Here is a 21,361-nt window from a genome sequence, read left to right on the forward strand (position 1 = left end):
CTGAATGCACTGCATTGATGACAGCCCTTGCCTATAAAACCCGCCGCCTTCAGGGCGGCGGCCATGTCATTCCCTACTCGCCGACGCGAATGCGGTTATCCACGCGCACGGCGCCGCTTTGCGCGCCGGCCAGCGCCATCTCCACCACCACGTCGAGCGTATCGCGGCGATACGTGATGGCGCGCAGCAACATCGGCAGGCTGATGCCGGCGATCACTTCCACCCTGCCCGCATCGGCCAGCTTGTTGCAGCAGTTCGACGGCGTGCCGCCCTTCACGTCGGTAATCACCAGCACGCCGGAGCCGTCGTCGAGACGGCAGATGGCTTCCGACGCCAGCTTCTGTACTTCGGCCAGGTCCTGGTCCGCGACCACGTCGATGGCTTCAAAACGTTCCGTTGGCCCCCGAAACACATGCGCGCAGGCGGCGATGAACGCCTGTCCCAGCGGTGCATGTGTCATGAGCAAGATCCCTACCATAGTCATTTCGCCTTATTAACGTTGCTGCGTTTGCGCAACGCCTTGCTCGACCGCATCGACAAACATGGCGGCCACGTCAAAACCAGTCTGCTGCATGATTTCCTGGAAGCAGGTCGGACTGGTGACATTGACTTCCGTCAGATAGTCGCCGATCACGTCCAATCCTACCAGCATCAGGCCACGCGCGGCCAGGATGGGGCCAAGCTTTTCAGCGATTTCCAGGTCGCGCGCCGTCAATGGCTGCGCCACGCCCGTGCCGCCGGCCGCCAGGTTGCCGCGCACTTCGCCGGCCTGCGGAATGCGCGCCAGCGAAAACGGCACCGGCTTGCCGCCGATGACGAGGATGCGCTTGTCGCCCTTGACGATGTCGGCGATGAAGCGCTGCGCCATGATGGTTTGCGCGCCGTTGTCCGTCAGCGTCTCGATGATGGCGCCCAGGTTCAGGCCATCGGCCTTGACGCGGAAGATGCCCGTGCCGCCCATGCCGTCGAGCGGCTTGAAGATGACGTCCTGGTGCTTGGCGTGGAAGGCGCGCAGGCGCGCTTCGCTGGACGTGACCAGCGTCGGCGAGGTGAATTCGGAAAACTGCGCGATGGCCAGCTTTTCATTGTTGTCGCGGATGGCCGATGGCTTGTTGAAGACGCAGGCGCCCTGCTTTTCCGCCAGTTCCAGCAGATACGTGCCATACACGTATTCCATGTCGAACGGCGGATCCTTGCGCTCGATGATGGCGTCCAGGGTCGACAGGCGCACTTCTTCGGTGGAGACGGCCTTGTACCAGTCGTGCTCGTCGCCCGTCAGCTCGATCTGCGTGACCCGCGCCGTGACGATGCCCTCTTCCAGCGCCATGTCCTTCTGCTCGAACGCGTAGACGGCATGACCGCGCCTGGCCGCCTCGCGCATCATGGCGAAGGTGGAGTCTTTGTAAGTCTTGAAGCCAGCCAGCGGGTCGGCGAGGAATGCGATTTTCATGGTACGGTCCAATCGGGGTGCTTGGGTAAGGAATGCTTGATTCTAGCCGAGATCGCCAGGCGGGGTTCCCCGAGGGGAGCCGCCGCGCCCGGCAGGCGCCCGCGCCAGCTCAATACACCTCGGGATTCGGATCCGTGCGCTCCATTTCCAGCGACGCGGCCAGCAAGGCCAGGCGCGCCACCACGCCATACACATAGAAACGGTTCGGCGCGGCCGTGCCCGGCTTGGCCTTCAAGTCCGGCACGGCATGCTGCTGGGCAAATGCCAGCGGCACGTACTGCGAGCCGGGCGCGTTCAGGTTCTGGTCCACGCCCTTTTCCGCGTGCACGCGGTAGAAACCGCCCACCACGTAGCGGTCGATCATGTAGACGACGGGCTCGGCCACGGCATCCTTGATGCTTTCAAAGGTCGGCACGCCTTCCTGGATGATGACGTCGGTGACGACTTTGCCATCCTTGACGATGGACATCTTGTCGCGCTGCTTGCGCGACAGGTCGCGCACTTCGCTGGCGTCGCGCACCGTCATGATGCCCGTGCCATACGTGCCCGCATCGGGCTTGACGATGACGAAGGGCTTTTCCTTGATGCCGTATTCCTTGTATTTCTTGCGGATCTTCGCCAGCAGCACGTCGACGCTGGCGGCCAGGGCGTCTTCGCCCTCGCCTTCCTGGAAGTTGACGTCGCTGCACTTGGCGTGGAACGGGTTGAGCATCCACGGGTCGACATCGATCATCTTGCCGAATTTTTTCACCACTTCATCGTAGGCCGTGTAGTGGTTGCTCTTGCGGCGCAAGGCCCAGCCCGCGTGCAAAGGCGGCAGCAGGCTTTGCTCATGAATATTTTGCAAGATATCGGGAATGCCGTCCGACAAGTCGTTATTCAGCAAAATCGTGCACGGATCGAAATCCTTCAAGCCCAGGCGGCGGCCATTGTTCAGGCGCACGAGGGGCTCAATGACCAGCATATTTCCGTCAGGCAAGGCCAATGGCGTCGGCTGCGTGATTTCGGGCGACCAGGAGCCGAAGCGCACGTGCAGCCCCGTCTGGCGGAAGATCTGCATCAGGCGCGCCACGTTCTGCAGATACTGCGGCGTGGTGTTGTGCAACTCCGGCACGATCAGCAGGTTGCGGGCATCCGGGCAATACTTGTCGATGGCGGCCATGGCCGCTTGCACGGACAGGGGCAGCATTTCCGTGGCCAGGTTATGGAAACCGCCAGGGAAGAGATTGGTATCGACGGGGGCCAGCTTGTAGCCGGCGTTGCGCAAGTCAACCGAGCAATAGAAAGGCGGCGTGTGCTCTTGCCACTCCATGCGGAACCAGCGCTCAATGGCCGGCGTCGCGGCCAGAATCTTTTTTTCGAGGTCGAGCAGCGGTCCGGTCAGGGCCGTGACGAGGTGGGGAACCATAGTTACATCCTTAAATTATGTGCAGTAATCGAAAAGCACACAGAACTGCCGACTATATTACCGTGTAAGTACCCCAAATCGGGGCAAAAGCCTTGTTTTAAAGACCTTTTCCATTCCCATAACGAAAAAAAGGCGCCTCGATGAGGCGCCTTTTCAAGCAAAACAACGCTGGCATGCTGCGCCGGGGCGCCGCAGTGCCAGAAAATCAACAATCACACCGTCTGACAAAACCGTAGCGAGCGGCGGCGAGTTGCGGCTGAGAAGCGGAGCTGTGCGCATGCACAGTGAGCATCGCAGGCCGCAAATCGCGACGCGCAGCAGGTTTGGCCTGGCGTTACCCGTGGTAGGCCTGTTCGCCGTGGCTGGTGATATCGAGGCCTTCGCGTTCTTCCTCTTCCGGTACGCGCAGGCCGATGACGATGTCGACCAGTTTATAGGCGATGACGGACACGACGGCCGACCAGATGATGGTCGTGCCGACAGCCTGCGCCTGTACCCACACCTGGTGGCCGATCGAATACGGGTCGGCCGACATCTTGTTGGTGACATAGTCGAAGATGCCCTGGCCGCCCAGTTGCGGCGCCGCAAACACGCCCGTCAGCAAGGCACCGAGGATGCCGCCCACGCCATGGACGCCGAACACGTCGAGCGAATCGTCGGCACCGATCAGGCGTTTCAAGCCATTCACGCCCCACAGGCAGACGATACCGGCGAGCAAGCCGATGACCAGGCCGCCCATCGGGCCGACGAAGCCGGCCGCCGGGGTAATGGCCACCAGGCCGGCAACGGCGCCGGACGCGCCGCCGAGCATGGAAGGCTTGCCCTTGGTAATCCACTCGCCAAACACCCACGACAGGGTGGCGGCAGCCGTGGCCAGCATGGTATTGACGAAGGCCAGAGCCGCCACGTCGCCCGCTTCCATCGAGGAACCGGCATTGAAACCGAACCAGCCCACCCACAGCAGGGACGCGCCGATCATGGTCATCGTCAGCGAATGCGGCGCCATCGATTCACGGCCGTAGCCGACGCGCTTGCCGATCATGATGGCGCCCACCAGGCCGGCGATAGCGGCATTGATGTGCACCACGGTGCCGCCGGCGAAGTCCAGCGCGCCTTTTTGCCAGATCCAGCCAGCCTTGGCCGCTTCGGTGGCTGCCGTCGCCGCATCGGTGATCAGGTCAGGGCCGGTCCAGAACCAGACCATGTGCGCCGCTGGCAGGTAGGCAAACGTGAACCACAGTACGACGAAGGCCAGCACGGCGGAAAACTTGGCGCGTTCGGCAAAGGCACCGACGATCAGCGAGCAGGTAATCGCGGCAAACGTGCCCTGGAAGGCGACAAACACGAACTCGGGAATGACGACGCCCTTGCTGAAGGTGGCGGCGGCGGCAAACGTGCCCTTGGCCGGATCCCAGATGCCATTCAGGAAGAGACGGTCGAAGCCGCCGAAGAAGGCGGTTTTCTCCGTGAAGGCGACCGAATAGCCATAAATGCACCACAGCACCACCACCAGGGAAAACACCATGAACACTTGCATCAATACCGACAGCATGTTCTTCGAGCGCACCAGGCCGCCGTAGAACAGGGCCAGACCTGGGATCGTCATCAGGATCACCAGCACGGTGCAGATCATCATGAAACTGGTGTCGCCCTTGTTGGCGACGGGCGCCGGCGCGGCAGCCGCTGGGGCAGGAGCGGCGGCGGCTGGCGCGGCAGCCGGCACGGCGGCATCGGGCGCCGGCGTCGCGGCAGGCGTGGCAACAGCGGCCGTCACGGCTTCCGGCTTGGCCGGGGCATCGGCAAAACTGGGCGCGGCAACCCCAAACGCACACAGACAGGCTAACCCAGCTAACAATGTTGTTATATTTTTACGCATCAATATTCCCCTTAGAGCGCTTCGTTGCCGGTTTCACCGGTCCGGATGCGGATGACCTGTTCCAGGTTGTACACAAAAATCTTGCCATCGCCGATTTTACCGGTGCGCGCGGCGCCCTCGATGGCTTCGATGGCCTGGTCGACAATGGCGTCGTCGACCGCCGCTTCGATTTTGGTTTTTGGCAGGAAATCAACCACATACTCGGCGCCACGGTACAGTTCCGTATGGCCTTTCTGACGGCCGAACCCCTTCACTTCGGTGACGGTAATCCCTTGCACATTGATAGCCGACAAGGCTTCGCGCACTTCGTCCAGTTTGAACGGTTTAATGATTGCAGTAATCATTTTCATGGCAGTCTCGCTTAAAAGGTTTTGGAAACAGTCAATACGAGGCCCGTTTTCGCCAGATTCTTGCCATTGGGCGCCAGCGAAGCGATGTTGGCCTTCACGGCAGCCAGCGACACGGTCGCCATGCCGAAGTCCTTGGTCACGCCGATCTTGTAATCGCTATAGCTGAGGGAATTGTTGTGCTCGACCTTTTGCCGGCCCACGTGCAGGTTCAGCATGTAGCCATCATGCACTTCCACGTTGGCGCCCAGGTCCAGGTAACCGCTATTCTTGCTGTCGGCCACGCCGAACAGATTCGTCGTCGAATGCGAGTACTTGATATATAGCGGGCCATAACCGAGCTGGCCGTACAGTTCGAAGGTATTCGCATTCGTGCTCAGGCCGTTCGAGGGATAGAAGTAATACAGGCCGCCCACGTCATACGTGAAATCCTTGCTGAGTTCGCCGCGCTTGCCGCCGTAGATATCCCATTCCAGATCCGTATCGCCGCCGCCATCCTTGATCCATTTGATGCTCGACAACCAGGTGCCCACGTACAGGCCAGTCGGATTGTGCGTATAGTCGGCGCCGCCGCTGACGGCAGGTTTCAGGCGGCTTTGCGACAGACCACGGTAACGGTAATCGCTGGTCAGCGCCACGTTGTAGCTGACCACGTTGTCGGGCACAGCTTCGGCGGCGGGCGCCGCTGCCGCTTCCTGCGCCATCGCGCTGCCGCACACGGCGGTCATGGCCAGTGTCAACGCTGCTGCTAAAGTCATGTTCTTGGACAGATTCTTCATGGCGATTCCCTTTTATTGAACTTTTAAAGCGGTTGAGGTTTAAAATCTTGGCTGGAGATCACAAAGCGTTCATCCATGCTTTAGCAGAATACGTGCCAGCTCCATTGCCACCTTGACAGGTGCGTTTCCGTCCATACATACCCTGCAAGCCCCTGGGCATGCGGGAACGGGCGGCTAAAGCATTGTGAATTTGCCCAGTTTCGCACCAGATTAACGCCGCTGTGCACCGCAATGGTGCGATGCACAGGCCGCACCATAAAAGGACTGACCATGGACATGAATACCTTCTTTAACGACTTGCAAGGCAAGATCCATCAAGCCATCGAAAACTCGCCGGCCAAGGATATCGAGAAGAACGTGAAATCGATGATGACCCAGGGCTTCGCCCGCCTGGATCTCGTCACGCGCGAGGAATTCGATATCCAGGCCCAGGTCCTGGCCAAGACCCGCGCCAAGCTCGATGCACTGGAATTGCGCCTGATCGAACTGGAAACGCGCCTGAACGATCCAAAAGCGTAAATCGCCGCACGCAAGGCGCCGTAATCGGCGTTCTTGCTGGCATAGCGCAAGCCGCACGCCGTTTCAAGGACTAGACTGATCCTGCCCGCGCCCGCGCTACAGGGGGATCTGATGAGTCTGGCAGTCCTGAAAAGCCGTGCCCTGGCCGGCATGGAAGCGCCCGAGGTAAGTGTCGAAGTCCATCTTGCCAATGGCTTGCCGTCCTTTACGATCGTCGGCTTGCCGGATACGGAAGTGAAGGAATCGCGCGACCGCGTACGTGCCGCGCTGCAAAACTGCGGTTTTGACATGCCGGCGCGGCGCATCACGGCCAACCTGGCCCCGGCGGATCTGCCCAAGGAATCGGGCCGTTTCGACCTGCCCATCGCGCTAGGCATTCTGGCCGCCTCCGGCCAATTGCCGGGCGACCAATTACACCACTATGAATTCGCTGGCGAACTGTCGCTGTCAGGACAGCTACGTCCCATCCGGGGCGCGCTGGCCATGACGTTTGCCATGCAACGCGACAAGACCGGCGTGCCGCGCGCCTTCATCTTGCCGCACGCGAACGCGGACGAGGCGGCGCTCGTCCGCGATGCCGGCATCTACCCAGCCCACACCCTGCTCGAGGTATGCGCGCATTTTGCCGCGCGCGCCAGCCATACGCCCCTGCAGCGCCACCAGCCCATGCCGGCTGCACCCGCTTTCCTGTATCCGGACTTTGCCGATGTGCAGGGACAACAGCAAGCGCGGCGCGCGCTGGAAGTGGCTGCCGCTGGCGGCCACAACGTCCTGATGGTGGGTCCGCCTGGTGCAGGCAAGACCATGCTGGCCAGCCGTTTTCCCGGCATGCTGCCACCGATGAGCGACGAAGAGGCGCTGGAATCGGCCGCCGTGCATTCGCTGGGCGGCAATTTTAAAGTGGAACACTGGAAACGGCGCCCCTATCGTGCGCCCCATCAGACGGCTTCCGGCGTGGCCTTGGTGGGCGGAGGCAATGTTCCGCGGCCCGGCGAAATTTCGCTGGCGCACTGCGGCGTGCTCTTCCTCGATGAAATTGCCGAATTCGACCGCAAAGTGCTCGACGTGCTGCGCCAGCCCATGGAATCGGGCGTCATCACCATTTCGCGCGCGGCCCGCCAAGCCGATTTTCCCGCCCGCTTCCAGCTGATCGCCGCCATGAACCCGTGTCCCTGCGGTTATCTGGGCCACGCATCCGGCCGCTGCCGGTGCACGCCGGACGCTGTGCTGCGCTACCACGGCCGCTTGTCCGGACCGCTACTCGACCGTATCGACTTGCAGATTGAAGTGGCGGCCATGCCGCCGGCGTCGCTGGGCAGGCAAGCCGGTGCTGGCGAAGGCACGCAACAAATCGCCACGCGCGTGGCGGCGGCGTCGGCCCTGCAATTGGCGCGCCAGGGCAAATTGAACCAGCGGCTGAACAACGTGGAAATCGAACAGCATTGCCAGCTGGAACAACATGGCGAGCGGCTGCTGCACAGTGCCATGTTGCACCTGCACTGGTCGGCACGCACTTATCACCGGGTGCTGCGCGTGGCCCGCAGCATCGCCGACCTGGCAGGCAGTCCAGTCATCGAACAAGCACATGTGGCCGAAGCGATCCAGTACCGGCGCGTGCTGCGTGAAATATAAGGTGGGCAGATAAGGTGGCCCAATCCGCCCGTACGCGCGCGATTGCACATGATGGGCGGCGCTGCTACCATCTGCTGATGAAAAAAACATCACTTGCCCTATTTCTGGCGACGCTTGCCGCTGCCAGCGTCCTGGCCGCCTGCAGTCCGAAATTCGACTGGCGCGATTATCGCAGCCCCGACGCCCAGTTCACGGCCTTGTTTCCTGGCAAGCCGGCCGTACTGACGCGCGAAGTGGATCTCGACGGCAAGAAAGTCAGCCTGACCATGACCGCCAGCGAAGTCGATGGCAGCACCTTCGCCATCGGCAGCGCCGTGCTCGACACTGCGGAGCAGGCGCAGGCGGCCTTGCCCGCCATGCGGACAGCATTATTGAAAAATATCAATGGCACCGTGCGCAGCGAAAAATCGGCGTCAGCGGCCAGCAGCTCGCCGGCCGGCACACGCCAGCGCAGTTCGCTGAGCATCGAGGCGGCCGGCACGCAGCAAGGCAAGCCGGTCTTGCTGGTCGGGCGTTTCGTGGCGCAGGACAAACGCATCTTCCAGGTCATCATCCTCGGCGAAGAAAGCAAGCTATCGCGTGACACCATCGATACCTTCATGGACGCCGTGAAGCTCGATTGAGACTTAACGCTTGCTTAAATGGCGGTCCGCACGAGAGATGGGCCCTTGTAAATAGGTGCGCTGTCCAACAGATGGGAGTATCCGGTTTGCAATCGTGCCAACCGGGCAAACGGACGGCCTGTGTGAAGTTTCAAGTCGTGATATTGTTTCGACACTAACAACAAGTTCCAGAAAGCGCTTATGTTGATCTCATTCAAATCCAAATCCTCCCCTGAAGTGCTGATGTACCAGGAACATGCGCAGCGTATCCTCGACATCCTGCACAAGAACCCCACGCGCGGCGTCATCACGCCTGCCGAAGCGGGAGATGCCCTGGCCCTGCTGGAAAAAGAAGTCGCGGAAAGCAAACTGCATCCCGAAAACGACATCGAGCACGATGCGCATACGCCAGAGACGCTGGAAGATGGCGAAACGGGCGCCCATGCGCGTGCGCAAAAAGTCCATTTTTCGCAGCGCGCCTATCCGTTGATGGAAATGCTGCGCTCGGCCAAGGCGGAAGGTGAAAGCATCACCTGGGGCATCTAGTCCGATGACCGCTGCAGACGAAAAAAAACCCCGCGTCTGCGGGGTTTTTTTATATAACAAGCCTGACGATAACCTACTTTCACACTGGTTGCAGCACTATCATCGGCGCAAAGTTGTTTCACGGTCCTGTTCGGGATGGGAAGGGGTGGGACCAACTTGCTATGGTCATCAGGCATAACTTTTTCAACAGCTTGCTCCCAACGGGGCAGCAAACCATCTGATCTGAGGAGGCGAATTATATAGGAATTTGCCTGAGGATGGGAGTGAAAATAGGGTTTTTATGGCGATAAAACCGGCAGACGAAAAAAAACCCCGCCATCACTGGCGGGGTTTTTCTCTACTGCGTATAACAAGCCTGACGATAACCTACTTTCACACTGGTTGCAGCACTATCATCGGCGCAAAGTTGTTTCACGGTCCTGTTCGGGATGGGAAGGGGTGGGACCAACTTGCTATGGTCATCAGGCATAACTTGTATGACAGCCTGTCCCCGACGGGGCGACAGGTGTCGAAATCTGGAAGAAGCGGATTATGTATTGAGGTATTACTTGGGTAATGAGTGGTATCAACAACTCACAACGTTACTTTCTCATCCTCTGTACCTGCTAAGGTTATAGGGACAAGCCGTACGGGCAATTAGTACTGGTTAGCTTAATGCATTACTGCACTTCCACACCCAGCCTATCAACGTCCTGGTCTCGAACGACCCTTCAAAGAGCTCAAGGCTCTGGGAAATCTCATCTCAAGGCAAGTTTCCCGCTTAGATGCTTTCAGCGGTTATCTCTTCCGAACTTAGCTACCCGGCAATGCCACTGGCGTGACAACCGGTACACCAGAGGTTCGTCCACTCCGGTCCTCTCGTACTAGGAGCAGCCCCCTTCAAATTTCCAACGCCCACGGCAGATAGGGACCAAACTGTCTCACGACGTTTTAAACCCAGCTCACGTACCACTTTAAATGGCGAACAGCCATACCCTTGGGACCGGCTACAGCCCCAGGATGTGATGAGCCGACATCGAGGTGCCAAACTCCCCCGTCGATATGAACTCTTGGGAGGAATCAGCCTGTTATCCCCAGAGTACCTTTTATCCGTTGAGCGATGGCCCTTCCATACAGAACCACCGGATCACTATGTCCTACTTTCGTACCTGCTCGACTTGTCAGTCTCGCAGTTAAGCACGCTTATGCCATTGCACTATCAACACGATGTCCGACCGTATCTAGCGTACCTTCGAACTCCTCCGTTACACTTTAGGAGGAGACCGCCCCAGTCAAACTGCCTACCATGCACTGTCCCCGATCCGGATAACGGACCAAGGTTAGAACCTCAAACAAACCAGGGTGGTATTTCAAGGTTGGCTCCACGAGAACTAGCGTCCCCGCTTCAAAGCCTCCCACCTATCCTACACAGATTGGTTCAAAGTCCAATGCAAAGCTACAGTAAAGGTTCATGGGGTCTTTCCGTCTAGCCGCGGGTAGATTGCATCATCACAAACATTTCAACTTCGCTGAGTCTCGGGAGGAGACAGTGTGGCCATCGTTACGCCATTCGTGCAGGTCGGAACTTACCCGACAAGGAATTTCGCTACCTTAGGACCGTTATAGTTACGGCCGCCGTTTACTGGGACTTCAATCAAGAGCTTGCACCCCATCATTTAATCTTCCAGCACCGGGCAGGCGTCACACCCTATACGTCCACTTTCGTGTTTGCAGAGTGCTGTGTTTTTATTAAACAGTCGCAGCCACCAGTTTATTGCAACCCTTTCACCCTCATGGAGTAAACCAATCAAGCTACCGGGGCGTACCTTTTCCCGAAGTTACGGTACCAATTTGCCGAGTTCCTTCTCCCGAGTTCTCTCAAGCGCCTTAGAATACTCATCTCGCCCACCTGTGTCGGTTTGCGGTACGGTCTCGTATGACTGAAGCTTAGAGGCTTTTCTTGGAACCACTTCCGATTGCTTCGTGAACAAGTTCACTCGTCTCAACCCCTTGAATTCCGCACCCGGATTTGCCTAAGTGCCTTCTATGAGCCAAAAACCAACTATTCCAACAGTTGGACAACCTTCCGCGATCCGTCCCCCCATCGCATCATACGACGGTGCAGGAATATTAACCTGCTTCCCATCAGCTACGCATCTCTGCCTCGCCTTAGGGGCCGACTCACCCTGCTCCGATGAACGTTGAACAGGAAACCTTGGGCTTACGGCGTGGAGGCTTTTCACCCCCATTATCGCTACTCATGTCAGCATTCGCACTTCTGATACCTCCAGCATCCTTTACAAGACACCTTCGCAGGCTTACAGAACGCTCTCCTACCATATATATCTGTGATAAATCACAGAACAATATCCGCAGCTTCGGTGACTGGCTTAGCCCCGTTACATCTTCCGCGCAGGACGACTCGATCAGTGAGCTATTACGCTTTCTTTAAATGATGGCTGCTTCTAAGCCAACATCCTGACTGTTTTAGCCTTCCCACTTCGTTTTCCACTTAGCCAATCTTTGGGACCTTAGCTGGCGGTCTGGGTTGTTTCCCTCTTGACGCCGGACGTTAGCACCCGACGTCTGTCTCCCAAGCTCGCACTCATCGGTATTCGGAGTTTGCAATGGTTTGGTAAGTCGCAATGACCCCCTAGCCATAACAGTGCTCTACCCCCGATGGTGATACTTGAGGCACTACCTAAATAGTTTTCGGAGAGAACCAGCTATTTCCAAGTTTGTTTAGCCTTTCACCCCTACCCACAGCTCATCCCCTAATTTTTCAACATTAGTGGGTTCGGACCTCCAGGGCGTGTTACCGCACCTTCATCCTGGCCATGAGTAGATCACTTGGTTTCGGGTCTACACCCAGCGACTGATCGCCCTATTCGGACTCGATTTCTCTACGGCTTCCCTATTCGGTTAACCTTGCCACTGAATGTAAGTCGCTGACCCATTATACAAAAGGTACGCAGTCACGGAACAAGTCCGCTCCTACTGTTTGTATGCACACGGTTTCAGGATCTATTTCACTCCCCTTCCGGGGTTCTTTTCGCCTTTCCCTCACGGTACTGGTTCACTATCGGTCGATTACGAGTATTTAGCCTTGGAGGATGGTCCCCCCATATTCAGACAGGATGTCACGTGTCCCGCCCTACTTGTCGTACGCTTAGTACCACCGGTCCGATTTCACATACGGGGCTATCACCCACTATGGCTCCTATTTCCAGAGGATTCTGTTATCGGTCCGACTATCACGTACAGGCTCTTCCCATTTCGCTCGCCGCTACTTTGGGAATCTCGGTTGATTTCTTTTCCTGCAGCTACTTAGATGTTTCAGTTCGCCGCGTTCGCCTTGCATACCTATGTATTCAGTATGCAATACCCTAAAAGGGTGGGTTGCCCCATTCGGAAATCTGCGGATCAAAGTGTGTTTGCTCACTCCCCGCAGCTTATCGCAAGCTACTACGTCCTTCATCGCCTGTAATCGCCAAGGCATCCACCATGTGCACTTATTCGCTTGTCCCTATAACGTTAGCCTCTGATTACCGAAGTAATCAAAGAGCGCTACAGGGATAAGAAAGTACAACGTTGTTGCTTGTTTGTTGATACATACAATCATTACCCATTGAGCCGTCTCATGTATTGCTACATGTATAGACTCAATCAATAAATAATCTTTACTTCTTCCAGATTGTTAAAGAACGAAACAGCTTTGATCGCTAAAAGATCAAACCTAAACCTCAGTCACTGACCGGCTTACGTTTGCACTTTCAAAGTACTTGGTGGAGGATGACGGGATCGAACCGACGACCCCCTGCTTGCAAAGCAGGTGCTCTCCCAGCTGAGCTAATCCCCCTGAGATTTACTACTTAACTGGTAGGGCTGGTTGGACTCGAACCAACGACCCCCGCGTTATCAACACGGTGCTCTAACCAGCTGAGCTACAGCCCCAACGCGGTGCTACTACGACTACTGTTTCTTCTCTTACTAACAGCCGATAAGTGTGAACATTTGATGCGTGAATCATTACTGATTCGTGCAAACTCTAGAAAGGAGGTGATCCAGCCGCACCTTCCGATACGGCTACCTTGTTACGACTTCACCCCAGTCACGAATCCTACCGTGGTAAGCGCCCTCCTTACGGTTAAGCTACCTACTTCTGGTAAAACCCGCTCCCATGGTGTGACGGGCGGTGTGTACAAGACCCGGGAACGTATTCACCGCGACATGCTGATCCGCGATTACTAGCGATTCCAACTTCATGCAGTCGAGTTGCAGACTACAATCCGGACTACGATACACTTTCTGCGATTAGCTCCCCCTCGCGGGTTGGCGGCGCTCTGTATGTACCATTGTATGACGTGTGAAGCCCTACCCATAAGGGCCATGAGGACTTGACGTCATCCCCACCTTCCTCCGGTTTGTCACCGGCAGTCTCATTAGAGTGCCCTTTCGTAGCAACTAATGACAAGGGTTGCGCTCGTTGCGGGACTTAACCCAACATCTCACGACACGAGCTGACGACAGCCATGCAGCACCTGTGTACTGGTTCTCTTTCGAGCACTCCTCAATCTCTCGAGGATTCCAGCCATGTCAAGGGTAGGTAAGGTTTTTCGCGTTGCATCGAATTAATCCACATCATCCACCGCTTGTGCGGGTCCCCGTCAATTCCTTTGAGTTTTAATCTTGCGACCGTACTCCCCAGGCGGTCTACTTCACGCGTTAGCTGCGTTACCAAGTCAATTAAGACCCGACAACTAGTAGACATCGTTTAGGGCGTGGACTACCAGGGTATCTAATCCTGTTTGCTCCCCACGCTTTCGTGCATGAGCGTCAATCTTGACCCAGGGGGCTGCCTTCGCCATCGGTGTTCCTCCACATATCTACGCATTTCACTGCTACACGTGGAATTCTACCCCCCTCTGCCAGATTCTAGCCTTGCAGTCTCCAATGCAATTCCCAGGTTGAGCCCGGGGATTTCACATCAGACTTACAAAACCGCCTGCGCACGCTTTACGCCCAGTAATTCCGATTAACGCTTGCACCCTACGTATTACCGCGGCTGCTGGCACGTAGTTAGCCGGTGCTTATTCTTCAGGTACCGTCATTAGCAAGAGATATTAGCCCTCACCGTTTCTTCCCTGACAAAAGAGCTTTACAACCCGAAGGCCTTCTTCACTCACGCGGCATTGCTGGATCAGGCTTTCGCCCATTGTCCAAAATTCCCCACTGCTGCCTCCCGTAGGAGTCTGGACCGTGTCTCAGTTCCAGTGTGGCTGGTCGTCCTCTCAGACCAGCTACTGATCGATGCCTTGGTAGGCTTTTACCCTACCAACTAGCTAATCAGATATCGGCCGCTCCACGAGCATGAGGTCTTGCGATCCCCCACTTTCATCCTTAGATCGTATGCGGTATTAGCGTAACTTTCGCTACGTTATCCCCCACTCTAGGGTACGTTCCGATATATTACTCACCCGTTCGCCACTCGCCACCAGAGCAAGCTCCGTGCTGCCGTTCGACTTGCATGTGTAAGGCATGCCGCCAGCGTTCAATCTGAGCCAGGATCAAACTCTTCAGTTTAATCTCTGTTACTTTGCCGTTTTACCGGCACCGTCTTGCGACGGGTCGCTCACTCAAAAAACTGACAGGCTACTTCCGAAGAAGTATCCTATTTCATTATTTCTTGTGAACATTTGATATTTTAAGTATTACGCCAATCCGAAGATTGACGCTGCACTTACATCAAATGCCCACACTTATCGACTGTTAATTGTTAAAGAACTGTATTCGGTTACTGCTTTCGCGCTATCGACAAAGCGTTGTGTTTGTCAGCTGCGAAGAAGGAAGAGTATGAAGCGTTTGCAGCATTTCGTCAACCTTCTTTTTTTACTACCCAGCCCCGGAAGGCCGTCCCTTTTGTGCCGCAAACTAGTGCGTCTCATCGGGGAGGCGAATCATATCAAAGACCGTCGAAGTTTGGCAAGCGCTTTTCCAGGAAAGCGTGCATGCCTTCTTTTTGTGCTGGCGTGCCGAAGGCGGCCTGGAACAAACGGCGCTCGTAGGCGACGCCATCGGTCAAGGTCGTTTCAAAGGCGCGGTTGACGCAATCCTTGATCATCATGGCAACCGAGGTCGGCATGGCGGCAATGGCCTTGGCGGCAGCCAGGGTTTCTTCCAGCAATTTATCGGCAGGCACGACGCGCGACACGAGACCGATGCGCTCAGCTTCTGCCGCGTCGATAGTGCGTGCCGTCAACAGCAAGTCCATGGCCTTGGCCTTGCCGATGGCGCGCGGCAAGCGCTGCGTGCCGCCCGCGCCTGGCGTGACGCCGACCTTGATTTCCGGCTGGCCAAATTTGGCGCTGTCGGCAGCGATCAGGAAATCGCACATCATGGCCAGTTCGCAGCCACCACCCAAGGCATAGCCGGCCACCGCGCCTACCACTGGTTTGCGCACGCGCAAGATATGCTCCCAGTTGCGGCTGATGTAGCCCTGCGTAAAAGTATCTGGATATGTATAGTCGGCCATGGCCGCGATATCGGCGCCGGCAGCAAACGCTTTTTCGCTGCCCGTCAGCACGATGCAGCCGATATTCTCATCCGCGTCGAATTTGAGCAAGGCATCACCCAGCTCATTCATCATATTGTCGTTCAATGCGTTGAGCGCCTTCGGGCGGTTCAGGCGGATAACCGCCACTTTGTCCTGGATGTCGATGATCAGGTCTTCGTATTGCATATGGTCTCCTCTGGATGAACACGGTAGCGACGATTGTAGCGGCTAATGGCAGCGGCGCGGCAGGCGCGCTGCTATTATTGTGAGCCTGATCACTACTTATATTGAGCGGCAAATTCTCTCCTCTTTCCTCCAGTCTTGCGCCAGCCGCCTGCGCGGCGACGGCAGCGCCGCCAGCGTCAATTTTCGCCGCCTGTGGTTCAGCAATGGCCTCAATTGCTTCGGCGCCCAGATCACCTCGCTGGCCTTGCCCCTATGCGCGGTACTGCTGCTGCATGCGACACCGGAACAGATGGGCCTGCTGGTCGCCCTGCAGGCGCTGCCGTTCGCCCTCTTCGGCCTGCCCGTCGGCGTGCTGCTGGACCGGCGCAGCAAACACCCGATCATGCTGTTCAGCGAAACCATGTCGGGCCTGGCCCTGGCCAGCGTGGCCGTCGCGTATTGGTGCGGCGTGCTGTCGATGCCCTGGTTATATATAGTGGGATTCATTATCGGCACGGGCTTCGTCGTGGGAGGCGGCGCCGAGCAGGTTTTTCTGACCTTCCTCGTGGGCCGCGATGGCTTGATCGACGCCCAGTCGAAATTTGCCGCGACAGAATCGGCCTCACGCCTGATCGGTCCCGGCCTGGCTGGCGTGCTGGTGCAAGTCTTGTCGGCACCGGCCGCCATCCTGTGCACGGCGTGCGGCTACCTTGTTTCCGTATGCAATCTGCGCGCCATGAGCGTGCGCGATCCACGACCCGCGCCGTCCGACAAGCACGCCCTGCGCGACATCGCCGACGGCTTGCTGTTTGTCTGGCGCGAGCCACTGCTGCGTGCGCTGGCCTGGGGCGCCGGCATCTGGCATTTCCTGTTTTACGCCAGCATGGCCTTGACGGTCCTGTTTGCCACGCGCGACCTGGGCATGAGTCCGGGCGTGCTGGGCATGACGCAGATGCTCGGCGGCGCCGGCGTGCTGCTGAGCGCCTTCATCGTCAAGCCGCTGACGCGCCGCTACGGCGCCGGCCGTACCATCCTGATCGGACTGGCGTCGACTTCGCTATGCTTTGCGTTGACGCCATGCATCCCTGCCCTGCTATTTGGCAGCGCGGCCGCCAGCGCCGTGGCCTATGCCATCCTGATGTTCTTTTTCGATTGCGGCGTGATGCTGTTCTTTATTCCCTACCTGGGCTTGCGCCAGAAGGTCACGCCGGACCCCATGCTGGGCCGGATGACCTCAACCATGCGCTTCCTGACGGTGGCGACGGCGCCGCTGGGCGCGCTGGCCGCCGGCTGGGTGGCCGAACACTTCGGCGTGCGCAGCGGCCTGGCCTGCATTGCGGCCGGCAGCATTGCGCTGACCATTGCCATGGTGTGGGGCACGCCGCTGCGTAGCGTGCGCACCTGAAGCGGAGAACGGGCATACACTGTGAAAGATTGCCTTGACGACACTATTCACGTCTAAGCCTGCGAGGTTTGATTTACATCAAGGTTTTGCTTGAGGTAAATCCATAAGCTGTCTGACATCACTTGAGGAGCACGCCATGTTTAACACCATCTTATTTCCCACCGACGGCTCGCCGCTGTCCGACAAGGCCGCCGAAACGGCCATCACCTTCGCGCAATTGAACAAGGCCAAGCTGGTCGCCATCAGCGTGGTGCAGCCGTTCCCGTTTTCGCCGATGGCGGACGGCGGCATCGTGCTCGACGCCAGCCTGTATGAACAGCAAATGCAGGAAGCATCGCAGCGCGCCATCGACAAGATCAGCGTTGCCGCGCGCGCCGCGGGCATTCCCTTCGAGGGCGTCGTGGCCGTCTCGCCCAGTCCGCACGAAGAAATCGTCAACGCGGCGCAAACCTATCATTGCGACATCATCCTGATGGCTTCGCATGGACGCAAGGGCTTGAACAAGCTGTTCGTCGGCAGCGAGACGCAGAAAGTGCTGGCGCATACCCACCTGCCAGTCATGGTCCTGCGCTAAACCATCACCTTCCGGCGCCGCCAAGGCAACCTTAGCGCGCCGGCGCCTGCTTGGGCAGCAATACCCACACGGCGCCGCTCTGCTTCATGCGGCCCGCATTCTCCGCCGCTTCCGCGCCAAAACCAAAGAAGTAGTCAACACGAATGGGGCCGCGAATGGCGCCGCCCGTATCCTGTGCCATCACCAGGCGTTGCATCGGGATATCGCTATTGGCTTGCGTGGTCGACAGGAAGACGGGCGCACCGAGCGGCAGGAAGCGTGAATCGACGGCCACCGAGCGCTGCGGCGTCAGCGGTACGCCCAGCGCGCCTTTCGGCCCCACCTTCGGATCGGGCAAGCGCTCTTCCTTGAAGAATACATAGCTGGGGTTGGCGTTGAACAATTCATCCTTGCGCGTGGGATGGCCGGCGATCCACGCCTTGATACCCTGCGCGGACGCCTGGCTCAGGGTCAGCTCGCCCTTGTCGACCAGGTAGCGGCCGATCGACTTGTACGGATGGCCATTCTGCTCCGCATACGCCACGCGCACGGTTTCCTGGGTGTCGGTCAGCTGTACGCGGCCGGAACCCTGTACTTGCAGGAAGAATGCCTCCACTTCATCATCGACCCACAGCAACTCCTTGCCGGTGACGGACGTGGCCCGCTCGATATCGGCGCGGGTCGCGTACGGCACGACTTTCTTGCCGACCAGCTTGCCGCGCAGGCGCATGTTTTTCAGTTCCGGATACACGCTGGCCAAGTCCACCGAAATCAGGTCATCCGGCACCTTGTACAGCGGCGTCTGGTATGGGCCGCCACGCTTGCGCGCGCCATGCAGCAACGGTTCGTAATAACCGGTCACCAAGCCAGTATTGACGCCATCGGCGGCCACGACTTGATTTGGCACAAAGAAGGTTTCGAAAAACAGGCGGATCGCCTTGTCGCTGTCGGCATTCACCTGGCGCGCGATCGTGCACGATTCCTTCCAGTCGGGACGCTTCACCAGCACGCCGCACGAAGCCATGAAGGCGGGCCAGGCGGCGCGCAAGTCATCGCGGGCCCAGCCAGGCAAGGCGGCAAACTTGGCGGGCACGAACGTGGGCGCCGCCGCATCCGTGGCATCCTTCGCTTCAGGCGTACCGGGCTTGGACGGCACGGGCTTGACGACGCTCGGGGCGATGGCGGGCGCCTTGCCGCCGGCGGCAGCGGGCGCCGTGGGCGGCGTGGTACAGGCAGAAAGGGCAAGCGCGACGGCGCCGATTGAAACGAGTAGACTACCGCGTGTAAATGCGCTGCGGGTATGGAAGCTGCGAGTAAATAACATAGGGGTGCGTATGTGGATCTTGATGATTGAGGCGTTGGTGGCGTTCTTCTTGCTGGCATTTATTGTCTGGTGGACCATGTATTCAGGCAAGAAACCCACGCCGCCAGCACGCAAACAAGTGAGCGAAGAAAAAAACGCCACTGAAAAACTGAAATGACAGGCGACGGCCCGCAGGCCTGACGCTCTTAATGCAGGGTGCGCGGCAGCGACAGCACGAATTCCGGGATGGCCGCCACGAACTGGTGCCCGTCTTCGGCCACGCAGAAGTACTCGCCGCGCATCGAGCCTTGCGGCGTGGCCAGCATGGTGCCGCTCGTGTATTCGAACTGCTCGCCCGGCTGCAGCAGCGGCTGGTGGCCGACGGCGCCCAGGCCGCGCACTTCCTCCACCTTGTCATTCGCATCCGTGATGACCCAGTGGCGCGAAATCAGTTGCGCGCCGACGGTCCCCGTGTTGACGACGCGAATCGTGTAGCTGAACACATGGCGGCCCTGCTCGGGCGCCGATTGCTCAGGCAGGTACTGCGTCTTGACCGTTACCGTAAATTCATAAGTCGCCATCATCGTTCCTATTCAGACATTGCCAGTCATATTGTGTGTCGCGCGCGCCTCACTGGCCATCGCGCGATGCGTATTCTGTGTTTCACCGTGCTGCAATCAGGCATGGCAGCGGCGTCAAGCGTAAAATAGCGCAACTTTGCATTTTCTATCCTTTGGCTACTTCACCATGACTACATTCCGTATCGCTCCCAGCATCCTGTCCGCCGACTTTGCCCGCCTGGGCGAGGAAGTGCGCAACGTCGTTACCGCCGGCGCCGACATCATCCATTTCGACGTGATGGATAACCATTACGTACCGAACCTGACCATCGGCCCGCTCGTGTGCGAAGCCATTCGCCCGCACGTGCAAGTGCCCATCGATGTGCACCTGATGGTCGAACCAGTCGATCGCATTATCCCGGATTTCGCCAAGGCTGGCGCGAACATCATCACCTTCCATCCGGAAGCGTCGCATCATATCGACCGTTCGCTGCAGCTGATCCGCGATAACGGCTGCAAATCGGGCCTGGTTTTCAACCCGGGCACGCCGTTGCACTACCTGGAACACGTGATGGACAAGATCGACATCATCCTGATCATGTCCGTCAATCCGGGCTTCGGCGGCCAGTCCTTCATTCCGCAAGCGCTGAAGAAAATCGCCGAAGCGCGCCGCATGATCGACGAATCGGGCCGTGACATCATGCTGGAAGTCGACGGTGGCATCAAGATCGACAACATCGCCGCCGCCGCCGCCGCCGGCGCCGACACCTTCGTCGCCGGCTCGGCCATCTTCGGCAAGCCGGACTACAAGGCCGTCATCGACGCCATGCGCGCCGAGCTGGCAGCGGTAGCGGGCGCCTGATGCAGACGGGCACGGTGAAGCACCACGTACTGGCCGGCGTGCGCGCCGCCATCATCGACCTCGATGGCACGATGCTCGACACCGTGCCCGATTTCCACATCGCCATCAATGGCATGCGCGCCGAATTCGATCTCGCGCCCATCAGCGCCGACGCCATCGAGCTGATGGTGGGCAAGGGCTCGGAAAACCTGATCCGCACCGTGCTCGCCCTCGACTTCGATGCGGCCGGCGTGGAACAGCGCTTCGAACAGGCGATGGAAGCCTATCAGCGCCACTACCTGGCCATCAATGGCCAGTACAGCACCCTGTACCCGGATGTGGAAGCGGGATTGGCGGCGATGAAGGCGGCGGGCCTGCGCCTGGCCTGCGTCACCAACAAGCCGATCGCCTTCGCCCTGCCCCTGCTGAAACTGAAAAATCTGGATCAGTATTTCGAGATCGTCTACGGCGGCGATTCGCTGCCGAGGAAGAAACCGGACCCGCTGCCGCTGCTGCAAGTGTGCGCGGACTTCGACCTGGCGCCGGCCAAAGTGGTGGCCATCGGCGACTCCTCGAATGACGCGCAAGCGGCCCGGGCTGCGGCTTGCCCCGTTTTGACGGTACCGTATGGCTACAATCACGGACACTCTATACACGATACCGATTCCGATGGTATAGTAAAGACACTGCTCGAAGCAGCCCGTTTTATTAGCATGCAAAATTAACCGGCATACTGACCAAACCCAACACCATATCGTGAACACGTTTCTCATCAAAAAACACAATGTCACCCAAACCGGCTCGATTGAGGCCTGGCTTTGGCGACGCTGGCAATCCTGGCAG

The 21,361-nt window shown here is 58.2% G+C and carries 18 protein-coding genes, 2 tRNA genes and 4 rRNA genes; 9 read left to right on the plus strand and 15 right to left on the minus strand.

Features of this window, described 5'->3' with window-relative positions; all coding sequences use genetic code 11:
* Positions 1-73: 73 nt before the first annotated feature.
* The 6 genes from YQ44_RS23570 to YQ44_RS23595 all read right to left on the minus strand — a co-directional run bounded on the left by YQ44_RS23570 (position 74) and on the right by YQ44_RS23595 (position 5,860).
* Complete coding sequence (locus YQ44_RS23570; RefSeq protein ID WP_029496035.1) at positions 74-478, minus strand: PTS sugar transporter subunit IIA; 405 nt, start codon at positions 476-478, stop codon at positions 74-76.
* Positions 479-493: 15 nt separating this feature from the next.
* On the minus strand, positions 494-1,450 hold the full coding sequence (gene gshB, locus YQ44_RS23575) for a glutathione synthase (protein WP_071325460.1): 957 nt from the start codon (positions 1,448-1,450) through the stop codon (positions 494-496).
* Between the two features lie 109 nt (positions 1,451-1,559).
* The gene (gene gshA / locus YQ44_RS23580) at positions 1,560-2,858 is read right to left on the minus strand and encodes a glutamate--cysteine ligase (protein WP_070222828.1); all 1,299 of its coding nucleotides are present in this window, start codon (positions 2,856-2,858) and stop codon (positions 1,560-1,562) included.
* A gap of 334 nt (positions 2,859-3,192) precedes the next feature.
* On the minus strand, positions 3,193-4,734 hold the full coding sequence (locus tag YQ44_RS23585; RefSeq protein WP_071325461.1) for an ammonium transporter: 1,542 nt from the start codon (positions 4,732-4,734) through the stop codon (positions 3,193-3,195).
* 11 nt (positions 4,735-4,745) lie between these two features.
* A complete protein-coding gene (locus YQ44_RS23590; RefSeq protein ID WP_010393464.1) occupies positions 4,746-5,084 on the minus strand; it encodes a P-II family nitrogen regulator in 339 nt (112 codons plus the stop codon).
* An 11-nt stretch (positions 5,085-5,095) separates the two neighbouring features.
* A complete protein-coding gene (locus YQ44_RS23595; RefSeq protein ID WP_071325462.1) occupies positions 5,096-5,860 on the minus strand; it encodes a TorF family putative porin in 765 nt (254 codons plus the stop codon).
* Between the two features lie 270 nt (positions 5,861-6,130).
* Between YQ44_RS23595 and YQ44_RS23600 the strand changes: the two genes are divergently transcribed.
* The 4 genes from YQ44_RS23600 (at position 6,131) to YQ44_RS23615 (ending at position 9,159) form a co-directional block, all read left to right on the plus strand.
* A complete protein-coding gene (locus YQ44_RS23600) occupies positions 6,131-6,379 on the plus strand; it encodes an accessory factor UbiK family protein (RefSeq protein WP_035824443.1) in 249 nt (82 codons plus the stop codon).
* A gap of 111 nt (positions 6,380-6,490) precedes the next feature.
* On the plus strand, positions 6,491-8,011 hold the full coding sequence (locus YQ44_RS23605; protein ID WP_071325463.1) for a YifB family Mg chelatase-like AAA ATPase: 1,521 nt from the start codon (positions 6,491-6,493) through the stop codon (positions 8,009-8,011).
* 77 nt (positions 8,012-8,088) lie between these two features.
* Positions 8,089-8,634, plus strand: a complete 546-nt coding sequence (locus tag YQ44_RS23610; protein WP_071325464.1) for a hypothetical protein — start codon at positions 8,089-8,091, stop codon at positions 8,632-8,634.
* A 180-nt stretch (positions 8,635-8,814) separates the two neighbouring features.
* Positions 8,815-9,159, plus strand: a complete 345-nt coding sequence (locus YQ44_RS23615; protein ID WP_071325465.1) for a DUF1840 domain-containing protein — start codon at positions 8,815-8,817, stop codon at positions 9,157-9,159.
* A gap of 60 nt (positions 9,160-9,219) precedes the next feature.
* On the opposite strand, the gene rrf (YQ44_RS23620) is transcribed toward YQ44_RS23615, so the two are convergent.
* From rrf (YQ44_RS23620) to YQ44_RS23650, 7 genes are all read right to left on the minus strand, one after another.
* Positions 9,220-9,332, minus strand: a 5S ribosomal RNA gene (rrf, locus tag YQ44_RS23620).
* Between the two features lie 180 nt (positions 9,333-9,512).
* A 5S ribosomal RNA gene (gene rrf / locus YQ44_RS23625) occupies positions 9,513-9,625 on the minus strand.
* A gap of 149 nt (positions 9,626-9,774) precedes the next feature.
* Positions 9,775-12,664: ribosomal RNA gene (locus YQ44_RS23630) — 23S ribosomal RNA — on the minus strand.
* 257 nt (positions 12,665-12,921) lie between these two features.
* Positions 12,922-12,997, minus strand: a tRNA-Ala gene (locus YQ44_RS23635).
* Positions 12,998-13,015: 18 nt separating this feature from the next.
* Positions 13,016-13,092 (minus strand) — tRNA-Ile (locus tag YQ44_RS23640).
* Positions 13,093-13,190: 98 nt separating this feature from the next.
* Positions 13,191-14,721: ribosomal RNA gene (locus tag YQ44_RS23645) — 16S ribosomal RNA — on the minus strand.
* The 16S, 23S and 5S rRNA genes sit together here with 2 tRNA genes alongside, the layout of an rRNA operon.
* A gap of 379 nt (positions 14,722-15,100) precedes the next feature.
* A complete protein-coding gene (locus YQ44_RS23650) occupies positions 15,101-15,877 on the minus strand; it encodes an enoyl-CoA hydratase (RefSeq protein WP_071325466.1) in 777 nt (258 codons plus the stop codon).
* 79 nt (positions 15,878-15,956) lie between these two features.
* On the opposite strand from YQ44_RS23650, the gene YQ44_RS23655 reads away from it, so the two are divergent.
* Together YQ44_RS23655 and YQ44_RS23660 are read left to right on the plus strand one after the other, a co-directional pair.
* Complete coding sequence (locus YQ44_RS23655; RefSeq protein WP_232250982.1) at positions 15,957-17,261, plus strand: MFS transporter; 1,305 nt, start codon at positions 15,957-15,959, stop codon at positions 17,259-17,261.
* A 136-nt stretch (positions 17,262-17,397) separates the two neighbouring features.
* Positions 17,398-17,835 carry a universal stress protein gene (locus YQ44_RS23660; RefSeq protein WP_071325467.1) on the plus strand — a complete coding sequence of 146 codons (438 nt, stop codon included), beginning with the start codon at positions 17,398-17,400 and terminating at the stop codon, positions 17,833-17,835.
* A gap of 31 nt (positions 17,836-17,866) precedes the next feature.
* On the opposite strand, the gene mltA is transcribed toward YQ44_RS23660, so the two are convergent.
* Positions 17,867-18,970, minus strand: coding sequence for a murein transglycosylase A (gene mltA, locus YQ44_RS23665; protein ID WP_335589240.1), 1,104 nt, complete (start codon positions 18,968-18,970; stop codon positions 17,867-17,869).
* Between mltA and YQ44_RS29175 the strand changes: the two genes are divergently transcribed.
* Complete coding sequence (locus YQ44_RS29175) at positions 18,960-19,295, plus strand: hypothetical protein (RefSeq protein WP_156894963.1); 336 nt, start codon at positions 18,960-18,962, stop codon at positions 19,293-19,295. The genes mltA and YQ44_RS29175 overlap by 11 nt on opposite strands.
* A 28-nt stretch (positions 19,296-19,323) precedes the next feature.
* On the opposite strand, the gene apaG is transcribed toward YQ44_RS29175, so the two are convergent.
* The gene (gene apaG / locus YQ44_RS23670) at positions 19,324-19,698 is read right to left on the minus strand and encodes a Co2+/Mg2+ efflux protein ApaG (protein WP_071326722.1); all 375 of its coding nucleotides are present in this window, start codon (positions 19,696-19,698) and stop codon (positions 19,324-19,326) included.
* A 166-nt stretch (positions 19,699-19,864) separates the two neighbouring features.
* Between apaG and rpe the strand changes: the two genes are divergently transcribed.
* On the plus strand, positions 19,865-20,539 hold the full coding sequence (gene rpe, locus YQ44_RS23675) for a ribulose-phosphate 3-epimerase (protein ID WP_071325468.1): 675 nt from the start codon (positions 19,865-19,867) through the stop codon (positions 20,537-20,539).
* The gene (locus YQ44_RS23680; protein WP_071325469.1) at positions 20,539-21,243 is read left to right on the plus strand and encodes a phosphoglycolate phosphatase; all 705 of its coding nucleotides are present in this window, start codon (positions 20,539-20,541) and stop codon (positions 21,241-21,243) included. Before rpe ends, YQ44_RS23680 begins: the two co-directional genes overlap by 1 nt.
* The last annotated feature ends 118 nt before the right edge of the window (positions 21,244-21,361 follow it).

The sequence above is a fragment of the Janthinobacterium sp. 1_2014MBL_MicDiv genome, assembly GCF_001865675.1.
In the GTDB taxonomy this organism is placed as follows: Bacteria; Pseudomonadota; Gammaproteobacteria; order Burkholderiales; family Burkholderiaceae_D; genus Janthinobacterium.

What these genes read in the sequence shown, in the direction of transcription:
- YQ44_RS23570 (WP_029496035.1), bottom strand. Translation starts at nt 478, where the DNA reads ATGGTAGGGATCTTGCTCATGACACATGCACCGCTGGGACAGGCGTTC.
- YQ44_RS23680 (WP_071325469.1), top strand. Translation starts at nt 20,539, where the DNA reads ATGCAGACGGGCACGGTGAAGCACCACGTACTGGCCGGCGTGCGCGCC.
- YQ44_RS23595 (WP_071325462.1), bottom strand. Translation starts at nt 5,860, where the DNA reads ATGAAGAATCTGTCCAAGAACATGACTTTAGCAGCAGCGTTGACACTG.
- YQ44_RS23650 (WP_071325466.1), bottom strand. Translation starts at nt 15,877, where the DNA reads ATGCAATACGAAGACCTGATCATCGACATCCAGGACAAAGTGGCGGTT.
- YQ44_RS23585 (WP_071325461.1), bottom strand. Translation starts at nt 4,734, where the DNA reads ATGCGTAAAAATATAACAACATTGTTAGCTGGGTTAGCCTGTCTGTGT.
- rpe (WP_071325468.1), top strand. Translation starts at nt 19,865, where the DNA reads ATGACTACATTCCGTATCGCTCCCAGCATCCTGTCCGCCGACTTTGCC.
- YQ44_RS23615 (WP_071325465.1), top strand. Translation starts at nt 8,815, where the DNA reads ATGTTGATCTCATTCAAATCCAAATCCTCCCCTGAAGTGCTGATGTAC.
- YQ44_RS23660 (WP_071325467.1), top strand. Translation starts at nt 17,398, where the DNA reads ATGTTTAACACCATCTTATTTCCCACCGACGGCTCGCCGCTGTCCGAC.
- apaG (WP_071326722.1), bottom strand. Translation starts at nt 19,698, where the DNA reads ATGGCGACTTATGAATTTACGGTAACGGTCAAGACGCAGTACCTGCCT.
- YQ44_RS23605 (WP_071325463.1), top strand. Translation starts at nt 6,491, where the DNA reads ATGAGTCTGGCAGTCCTGAAAAGCCGTGCCCTGGCCGGCATGGAAGCG.
- YQ44_RS23610 (WP_071325464.1), top strand. Translation starts at nt 8,089, where the DNA reads ATGAAAAAAACATCACTTGCCCTATTTCTGGCGACGCTTGCCGCTGCC.
- YQ44_RS23590 (WP_010393464.1), bottom strand. Translation starts at nt 5,084, where the DNA reads ATGAAAATGATTACTGCAATCATTAAACCGTTCAAACTGGACGAAGTG.
- gshB (WP_071325460.1), bottom strand. Translation starts at nt 1,450, where the DNA reads ATGAAAATCGCATTCCTCGCCGACCCGCTGGCTGGCTTCAAGACTTAC.
- YQ44_RS23600 (WP_035824443.1), top strand. Translation starts at nt 6,131, where the DNA reads ATGGACATGAATACCTTCTTTAACGACTTGCAAGGCAAGATCCATCAA.
- gshA (WP_070222828.1), bottom strand. Translation starts at nt 2,858, where the DNA reads ATGGTTCCCCACCTCGTCACGGCCCTGACCGGACCGCTGCTCGACCTC.